The 7,666-nt window shown below is 63.9% G+C and carries 9 protein-coding genes and 1 pseudogene; 4 read left to right on the top strand and 6 right to left on the bottom strand.

Annotated elements, in window-relative coordinates; genetic code table 11:
* Nucleotides 1-90 precede the first annotated feature (90 nt).
* Nucleotides 91-350 (top strand): annotated as a pseudogene (locus tag WS69_RS34955) (transposase); the annotation flags it as partial.
* Between the two features lie 540 nt (nucleotides 351-890).
* On the opposite strand, the gene WS69_RS20175 reads toward WS69_RS34955, so the two are convergent.
* The gene (locus WS69_RS20175) at nucleotides 891-1,289 is read right to left on the bottom strand and encodes a GreA/GreB family elongation factor (protein WP_059472454.1); all 399 of its coding nucleotides are present in this window, start codon (nucleotides 1,287-1,289) and stop codon (nucleotides 891-893) included.
* A 513-nt stretch (nucleotides 1,290-1,802) separates the two neighbouring features.
* Here WS69_RS20175 and WS69_RS20170 point away from each other — a divergent pair.
* Nucleotides 1,803-2,144, top strand: a complete 342-nt coding sequence (locus tag WS69_RS20170; protein ID WP_059472453.1) for a DUF4148 domain-containing protein — start codon at nucleotides 1,803-1,805, stop codon at nucleotides 2,142-2,144.
* Nucleotides 2,145-2,341: 197 nt separating this feature from the next.
* On the opposite strand, the gene WS69_RS20165 is transcribed toward WS69_RS20170, so the two are convergent.
* Nucleotides 2,342-2,806: a CBS domain-containing protein gene (locus WS69_RS20165; protein WP_010118439.1), complete on the bottom strand. Its 465-nt coding sequence runs from the start codon at nucleotides 2,804-2,806 to the stop codon at nucleotides 2,342-2,344.
* Between the two features lie 176 nt (nucleotides 2,807-2,982).
* On the opposite strand from WS69_RS20165, the gene ribA reads away from it, so the two are divergent.
* The gene (ribA, locus tag WS69_RS20160) at nucleotides 2,983-3,636 is read left to right on the top strand and encodes a GTP cyclohydrolase II (RefSeq protein WP_059472452.1); all 654 of its coding nucleotides are present in this window, start codon (nucleotides 2,983-2,985) and stop codon (nucleotides 3,634-3,636) included.
* Here ribA and WS69_RS20155 read toward each other — a convergent pair.
* The 3 genes from WS69_RS20155 to WS69_RS20145 form a co-directional block, all read right to left on the bottom strand.
* The gene (locus tag WS69_RS20155; protein ID WP_059472456.1) at nucleotides 3,599-4,399 is read right to left on the bottom strand and encodes a hydroxymethylglutaryl-coenzyme A reductase; all 801 of its coding nucleotides are present in this window, start codon (nucleotides 4,397-4,399) and stop codon (nucleotides 3,599-3,601) included. The genes ribA and WS69_RS20155 overlap by 38 nt on opposite strands.
* Nucleotides 4,400-4,487: 88 nt before the next feature.
* Nucleotides 4,488-5,099: an N-acylhomoserine lactone synthase BspI1 gene (bspI1, locus tag WS69_RS20150; RefSeq protein ID WP_059472451.1), complete on the bottom strand. Its 612-nt coding sequence runs from the start codon at nucleotides 5,097-5,099 to the stop codon at nucleotides 4,488-4,490.
* A gap of 207 nt (nucleotides 5,100-5,306) precedes the next feature.
* Nucleotides 5,307-5,750, bottom strand: coding sequence for a DUF4902 domain-containing protein (locus WS69_RS20145; RefSeq protein ID WP_059472450.1), 444 nt, complete (start codon nucleotides 5,748-5,750; stop codon nucleotides 5,307-5,309).
* Between the two features lie 73 nt (nucleotides 5,751-5,823).
* Here WS69_RS20145 and bpsR point away from each other — a divergent pair, with 73 nt between their 5' ends.
* Nucleotides 5,824-6,543, top strand: a complete 720-nt coding sequence (gene bpsR / locus WS69_RS20140) for an autoinducer-binding transcriptional regulator BpsR (RefSeq protein WP_059472449.1) — start codon at nucleotides 5,824-5,826, stop codon at nucleotides 6,541-6,543.
* Nucleotides 6,544-6,573: 30 nt separating this feature from the next.
* Here the strand turns inward: bpsR and WS69_RS20135 are convergent, their stop codons facing one another.
* On the bottom strand, nucleotides 6,574-7,290 hold the full coding sequence (locus WS69_RS20135; protein WP_059472448.1) for an MgtC/SapB family protein: 717 nt from the start codon (nucleotides 7,288-7,290) through the stop codon (nucleotides 6,574-6,576).
* Nucleotides 7,291-7,666 lie beyond the last annotated feature (376 nt).

Raw genomic sequence — 7,666 nt, 5'->3', positions numbered from 1 at the left:
ACTGCGTTTCCCAACCCTTCCAAGTGGCGCCTTTACGCCGATCTTCCCAGGCTCCATTACGCCGATCCGTGACACCAGGTGCTTCGGTAGCGCTCGGCTCGGCAATTGGCAGCTTGGCCGGGTCTGGTGCCCAGGCAGCATTCGAGCGGAGGCAGCCGCTGTTGCTGGGCATCACCAAGCGCGGCGACACGTACTTGCGGACATTGGTGGTCCACGGGGCGCGCGCGGTGGTTCGCTACCTTGCCGACAAAGATGATCGGTTCTCGGGCTGGCTTCGCCGTCTCCTGATGCGGCGGCACAAGAACATCGCCGTCGTGGCAGTCGCGAACCACAATGCCCGGATCGTCTGAGCATTGCTGACACGAGGCACTACGTTCCGATCGGATTACGCGTCGTCTGGCGTCGCCGTGTAATCCGATCGGTTTGATAAGAACAGTTCTCCCCAGAGGTTGCTCAGGCAGTCACGACGTGATGACAAGATAGGTTGGACCGGGATCGAAAAACTCTGCCCTCCCACAGGCGCTTCGAGCGCGAGGTGGTGATTAGAGTCCGATCAGCAGATTCCATCAGGGGCAGAGGCAGCGTAACGCGCCTCGCAACAGTCCGGATGTATGGCCGCAATCTCGATCATCGAGCCGTCATCAACGAAGGCCTGGCAAAACAGGGGCGTCCGTGTATGGGGGAGGGGATCGGTCAGACCACCTGACCGCCCCTATTCCGATTACTGCGCCGATGTCGAGCGCGTTGCGTGGAAACAAAAAAGCGAGGGCTGCATACGCATCCGCGCTTTTTTCTTGATCGTCGGGTGTCGTAGGCGGCACGAGGGTGCCGGCGTTCGCGTGCAAGGCCGGCGGCGTTCCGACAACCGTGGGGCGCCCGGGGCTGCCAGTTCAGTGCGTGTAATCGCCGCTCGCTTCGGGCTGGTAGACGATTTCGGCGATTTTCAACGTCGCGTCCGCGCCGCCCGGAAGCGTGATCTTCACCTGCTCGTCACAGCGCGCGCCGAGGAGCGCCATGCCGACCGGCGAAAACACGTTCAGCCGGCCTTGCTCGAAATTGGCGGCGTCCGGATAGACGATGGTCCAGGTCATGTCCTGGCCGGCGGCCTCGTCGATCAGCTTGATCTGCGAGTTCATCGTCACGACGTTCGCCTGAATCTTGTCAGGTTCGACGATATCCGCGCGCTCAAGCAGCGTATCGAGCATTTCCTGATAGCGTGGGTTGCGTTCCGCGTGCCTTTCGAGGCGCGCGACGTCGAGTTCGGTGAGCTGGTAAATCCTGTTTTTCATGACAGTCTCCAAATGATCGGCTTGGGTGGCGTGGCCAACCTGCGGGATCGCCCGGAGCCTGGCTGACGCGGCTCCGGGATGGGGCTGCTGTCAGGTCAAGCGCCGGGCCGCGGCGAGCGGCGCCGCAAGCGTGCTTCGAAGGAGGGGGCACATCGCGACGGAGGCCACGGCCGTGCACGAACCGCGTGGGCGGCGCGCAAAGCAAGCGTGGAAGATCGGTGTGCGCATGATCGGGGCGATGAAGCAACGGATGAGACAAATTTTACAAATATACAACAAAACGACAGATCAGACAGCCTGCAGGCCGTTCCGCCGGGCTGCTGCCCATTGTTGCCGATACGATGCTTTTAACGACCTTTCGATCGTGATACGGCTGGTAATTATTGTCATTGGTGCAACGCTGTATGTCCAAACTAGGGGTTTCCCCGCGTTGTGCCGGTAACTAGACTGGAATCAATCGCTTAGGGCAACGATGCCTGAAGCGACGCAAATACAACATTCCGGAGGTTAATCATGAAATCGTTCGTCTATGCAGCCGTCGCCGCTTCGATTCTCGCCATGCCGCTTGCTTCGTTCGCGCAAGCCGACCAGCAGCAGCCGCTGACCCGCGAGCAAGTGAAGTCCGAACTCGTCCAACTTGAGCAGAACGGCTACAAGCCCGAATCCGGCGAAACCCAGTACCCGGCAAACGTCCAGGCTGCATCGCAACGCATGCAACCTGCGCAGCAGACGCTTACGCACGCCGACACGAGCGGCTATGGTGTACAGGCGACTGGCGCGTCGGAATCCGGCGGCCGTGCGAGCATGTCGCCGACGTCGCCGTCGTTCGGCCATTCGGTCTACTTCGGCAACTGAGACGAGCGGGCCGAATTCGCGCCCGGCGGCGCCGGGCGCCCGTCAGCAAACGTGAAGAGGTCGATTCTATAAACCGCGAGCCGGCATGATGCGCCGAGCTCGCGATACAGGAGCCGAACCTCCGTCGCCGCATTCCGGCGGCTTTGCCCAGACGCGCAGCGTTTGGGCATTTTTTGATGGATGCCGCCGGCGCGCGCTTACTGCGAATGCACGGCGGCGGGAATTCCGTGGATGTAATGCTCCAATTGATCGATCGTGAACTGCTGGTCGGCGATCACGCTCTTCACGAGATCGCCGATCGACACGAGACCGATGAGTCTGCCGTCGTCGAGGACGGGCAAGTGGCGCATCCGGTGTTCCGTCATCAGCGCCATGCATTCGTCGCTCGTTTGCGTCGGTTCGACGTAGCGCACCTTCGACGTCATGATTTCCTCGACGCGCGTCGCTTTCGACGAACGGTCGAGGAGTACCACCTTGCGTGCGTAGTCGCGTTCCGTCACGATGCCGGCAATGTCCGCGCCGTCCATCACGAGCAGGGCGCCGATGCTCTTTTCAGCCATCAGCTTGATCGCGTTATAGACGGAATCGGACTTTTCGATCGTGTGAATCGTGCGTCCCGAATCAGGCTTGGACCTGAGAATATGTGCGACGGTGAGGCTCATACGCTGTCTCCCTTGGCTGGGCGATTCGCGAAAGGCGGCGCGCGGCCGCCGCGTCGGGTGAAGCGTTCAGTATAAATCCGCGTCCGCGGGCGGGTGCGTCCAGTTTGCAGATTAGCGGTAAACTCCGTGCACTCGCTATCCAGAACATTCCTTAATTCTTTCGTTTGATGCATTCCATGATGTCTTCGCATCCTGAATCGCCGCAGCCTGACGACGGCGCCGCGCCCGAGTGCGTGACGCTTGTCGCCACGGCGACGCTTCCCACCCGCTACGGCACTTTCACGTCGTATGCGTTTCGCGTCGTGGGCGGCGATGCCGAGCACCTCGCGCTCGTGATGGGCGGCGTCGCCGAGCAGCGGTCGGTGCTGACGCGGCTTCATTCCGAATGTCTGACGGGCGATGTGTTCGGCTCGTATCGATGCGATTGCGGCGAGCAACTCGATCTCGCGTTGCGCTACATCGCCGCCGAGGGGCGCGGCGTACTGCTGTATCTGCGCGGGCACGAAGGCCGCGGGATCGGCCTGAGCAACAAGATCCGTGCGTACGCGCTGCAGGAGCAGGGGCGCGACACCGTCGAGGCGAACCTCGACCTCGGCTTGCCGGACGACGCGCGCGAGTACGATTCCGCCGCCGCGATCCTGAGGATCCTGAAGGTTACGTCGGTCCGGTTGATGAGCAACAATCCGAAGAAGTTCGACACCCTCGTGCGGCATGGCATTCCAGTCTGCGAGCGCGTCGCGCTCGCGGTGCCGGTGCGTGAGGAGAACGAGCGCTATATCCGCACGAAGCAACTCAAGTTCGGCCACTATTACTTCGACGAAAACGAGTAGACCGCACCGCACGGCGCGGCTTGCGCGCGCCGAAGCGCTGCTCGGCGATCGGCAGATCGAAGCGGCGGCGCACTTCGGTCGCGATCCAGTCGCATGTCTGCCGTGCGCAGTCGGTGAGCATTCGGCGGTCCGCGTGGCCGTCGATGTCGTAGACGAATCGCACATCGACTTCGTCGCCCGTCAGGTGCCGCTCGAGCTCGTTCAGATGCAGCCGGGGCGACAGGCCTTGCGCGAGCGCGCGCAATTCGTCGAAGTGGTATTCGAGCCAATCGGCGAAAAAGAGCGCGTCGCCGCGGTCCGCGAGGCGGAACGCGGCGCTTCGCGTCACGCGCATGCCGGCTCCGGCCTTAGCCGTGTACTGGGCGCCCGATTCGTCGCGCTTCGCGGCGTCGTTCCGGTGCGCCGGTGCCGCCGCGCGGCGGTCGGGCGCGCGTTGTGCGAGCAGTGCGTCCGCATGCCGGCAGCGCGTGCGCAGCGCATGCCAGAGAAGCGCGTCGCCGCTCGCGGCCGACGGCTGCATCGTCAGGTCGTGCGCGCCGTCGTCGCATGGCTCGACTTCGCGGATCACGAGCCGCAGCGTGCACAGCGGCTCGTCGTCGAGGTACAGCGTCGCCGAGCGCGGCAGTCCGCAGACGGGCGGCATCGCGCCGCGCGCGCGGAATACCAGCCCTTGCCTGTCGAGCCGCACGAGCGGCAGACGCACGGCGAACGACGGGAACGCGACGGCAATGCGGGTTTCGCCGGCGTCGAACGTGGGGAGCATCGCGCGAAATACCGATGAATGATCCACGGGGTATTGACCTCCTTGAATGACGAACGGCATGGTTCCGAGGACCGTCGATCGGGCGCGCTCAAGCCGCTTCGGCGCGCGGCGCGCACAGCTCCGGGTCGAGGCCGAGCGCGGCGAGCGTCTGGCTGTCGAGATCGATCCAGCATGCGACCACCATGCGCCCGTCGATCTGCTGCGCAGGCCCCGCCCGGTGCGCGTGCACGCCGATCCGGCGGAACAGGCGCTCCATGCTGAGGAACGTCACGCCGATCAACTGCTTTGCGCCGAGCCGGACCGCGCACTCGACGACGGCCGAGAGCATTGGCCGCACCGCCCAGGCCGGATTGCCGCTTCCGGTCGGATCTTCGGCGTTCGCGGCGAAGCGCGACAACTCCCAGACGGAGGCCGACTGCGGCAGCGGCATGTCGTTCGCGACCAGGGTGGGGAACAGCTCTTTCAGCAGGTACGGGCGGGTCGTCGGCAGCAGCCGGGCGCAACCGCAGATTTCCTCGTCGTCGTCGCGGGCGACCACGTAGACGGTATCGTCGCGATCGTACTGATCCCGCTCGAACCCTTCGCTTGCCGACGGTAACTTCCAGCCGAGCTGTTCGACGAAAACGCGGTGCCGATAAAGGCCCAGATCAGCCGCCAGGTCGCTCGGCAGGCGCCCATCGCCATGAACGAAAGTTCGCATGGTGTCGTCCTCGTGCGTGTGCTTTGGAATGGGCGCATTACATCGCGCGCTCCGAGGACAGGTAACTGTTAACCCTTACAGGGTCGGAAAAGCGGGGCGGGTTGGAGGAGGCGGGCGGTTGCGTCAGTGTCGGACCGCAAAGATTCGATAATTTGCTTGTCAATCCGCAACGTTCGAGGAAAATTGGACAATATGCACTGACGCGAATCACTGCAGGGTGGGACCTGCATACGAAAAATCGCTGCGACGAAGCATCGCGGCGGCGACGGCCGCCGGCCAGTTCAACTGGGCGAGCCGGCGCGACAGCGCGGCCGACGTCTGGGCCATCCCGATGTCGACGCCGTCGCTGTCGATGCCCATCGCGTTGCTGCGCACGTCGCCCCATGCGATGACGAATGCGCCCGTGGCGCCGTCGATGTACCAGTCCCAGCCGATCGTGAGGTGCGCTGCGCCTGCGCTCGACGGCCGCTCCCATTCGGTGTAGCCGGCGAGGCGGGCGTCGACCTCGCTCGCGCACAGTTCGACGAGCAATCCGGAATCGATTCCGGACGACACGTGGACGAGCTGCAGTTCGGCGAGCGCGTGCAAGGGCAGGCGCACATAGCCGTCGGTGGATGGGCCGCGAAAGCGGTGGAGCAATGGTGAATTCATGCCGCGGAATGTATCAGTCCGCGCGCGTGCTGAAACCTAGCAAGTATGACAGCGTGAAGCTGCTGGAGAACGAATGGAACTGCGCTGGCAAGATGCCTATCTTCAATTTAGCGCCGCAGAGAACGAGCAGCAGCTCTTCCGACAAATCGCCACGTATTCGAAGCGGCTCGGTTTCGAATATTGCTGCTATGGCATACGCGTGCCGCTGCCGATTTCAAAGCCGGCCGTCGCGATCTTCGATACCTATCCGAACGGCTGGATGGAGCGCTATCAGGAGATGAACTACCTGGAGGTCGATCCGACCGTGCGCGACGGCGCGCTCAGCTCGAACATGATCGTCTGGCCCGAAGCGAGCCGCAGCGACGAGACGACGCTGTGGAACGACGCGCGCGATCACGGGCTCGCCGTCGGCGTCGCGCAGTCGAGCTGGGCGCCGCGCGGGGTGTTCGGGCTCCTGACGATCGCGCGGCATACGGATCGGCTGACGTCCGCCGAGATCAATCAGCTGACGCTGCAGGCGAACTGGCTGGCGAACATGTCGCATTCGCTGATGAGCCGCTTCCTCGTGCCGAAGCTCGCACCCGAGTCGGGCGTCGCGCTCACGCATCGCGAGCGCGAAGTGCTGTGCTGGACGGGCGAAGGCAAGACAGCATGCGAAATCGGCCAGATTCTCAGCATCTCCGAGCGCACCGTGAATTTCCACGTGAACAACATCCTCGACAAGCTCGGCGCGACGAACAAGGTGCAGGCCGTCGTGAAGGCGATCGCGATGGGACTGATCGAGACGCCGTGAGCGGACGCCGCCGCGCTCGCGCGGCGGCGGTCACTCCATCATCGGTTCGACCTCCTTCGCAGTCCAGCTCACGCTCGAGATGCTCTTTTCCATGCTCATCCGGCTCGCGATCTGCTCGAGCTTCTGCTGATCCTTCGGATGCAGCTTGAGGGTCGCCGTCACCTTGATGCGCTCGGGCGCGTCGGATTCGCGCGGCACGTCCTCGCTCGTCAGGCTCTGGAACGACAGCGGCTTCGCATACATCGAGTTCGACAGCAGCGTCCGGATGTGCACTTCTTCCGATGCGAGGCAGATCGCCGTGATCTGATATTCGCGCACGAGATCGGCGTTCGACACCGGTGTCGCGTTGATCGCCTGGCTCACGCCACGCAGCAGCGTATTCGTCAGGAGTACGACGCCCGTGCCCGCGAGCGCGGGCAGAAAGTGGCCGGCGCCCGACAGCACGCCGACCGCGGCGGAGCACCAGAGGGTCGCCGCGGTGTTGATGCCCTGGATCGAGCCCTTGTCGCGCATGATGACGCCGCCGCCGAGAAAGCCGACGCCGGAGACGACGTACGCGGCGATCTGCGTGACGCCGGGAATCCCGTTGCCTGTCAGGACGCCGAGCGTGACGAACAGACACGCGCCGCTCGCGACGAGCGTGATCGTGCGCAAGCCGGCCGTGCGCTGGCGGATCTGCCGTTCGAGGCCGATGGCGACCCCGCAGGCGAACGCGGTGAAGAGGCGAAGTGCGAATTCGAAAGTCATTGGTGTTCTGCCATGCCGAGTGCGATGCGACGCGGCGGCGCGAGCGGCCCTCGCGGGCGCGCGTGCATCACTGCGTCGCGCGCCACTTTAGCGCGCGAATGGATGCGATTGTGTGAAACGGGGAATCGCACGCGTCCCGGTGAACGCGCGCGGCGCGCGGATCGGCGCGGCAGGCTGGCGTTCAGGCGGAGCGGCGTGCGGACGTTGTGCTGCTACTGTCCACGACGGTTCCTGAAAGAATGGATGGCGGGCATTCTAGGCGCGACCCATTGAGAGAGTCAACCCGCGGGGAAGGCAGTTGTCGCGAGCAAATGAATTGTCCGGGTCTGTAGCACGTAATCTGTCCGGTTTTTGGGTGCGGCATGAAGCCAGCCGT

Source organism: Burkholderia sp. BDU5, from assembly GCF_001522845.1.
GTDB classification, from domain to species: domain Bacteria; phylum Pseudomonadota; class Gammaproteobacteria; order Burkholderiales; family Burkholderiaceae; genus Burkholderia; species Burkholderia mayonis.
The sequence above is the reverse complement of the archived record's forward strand: the minus strand, read 5'-3'. Positions and strand labels throughout refer to the sequence as shown.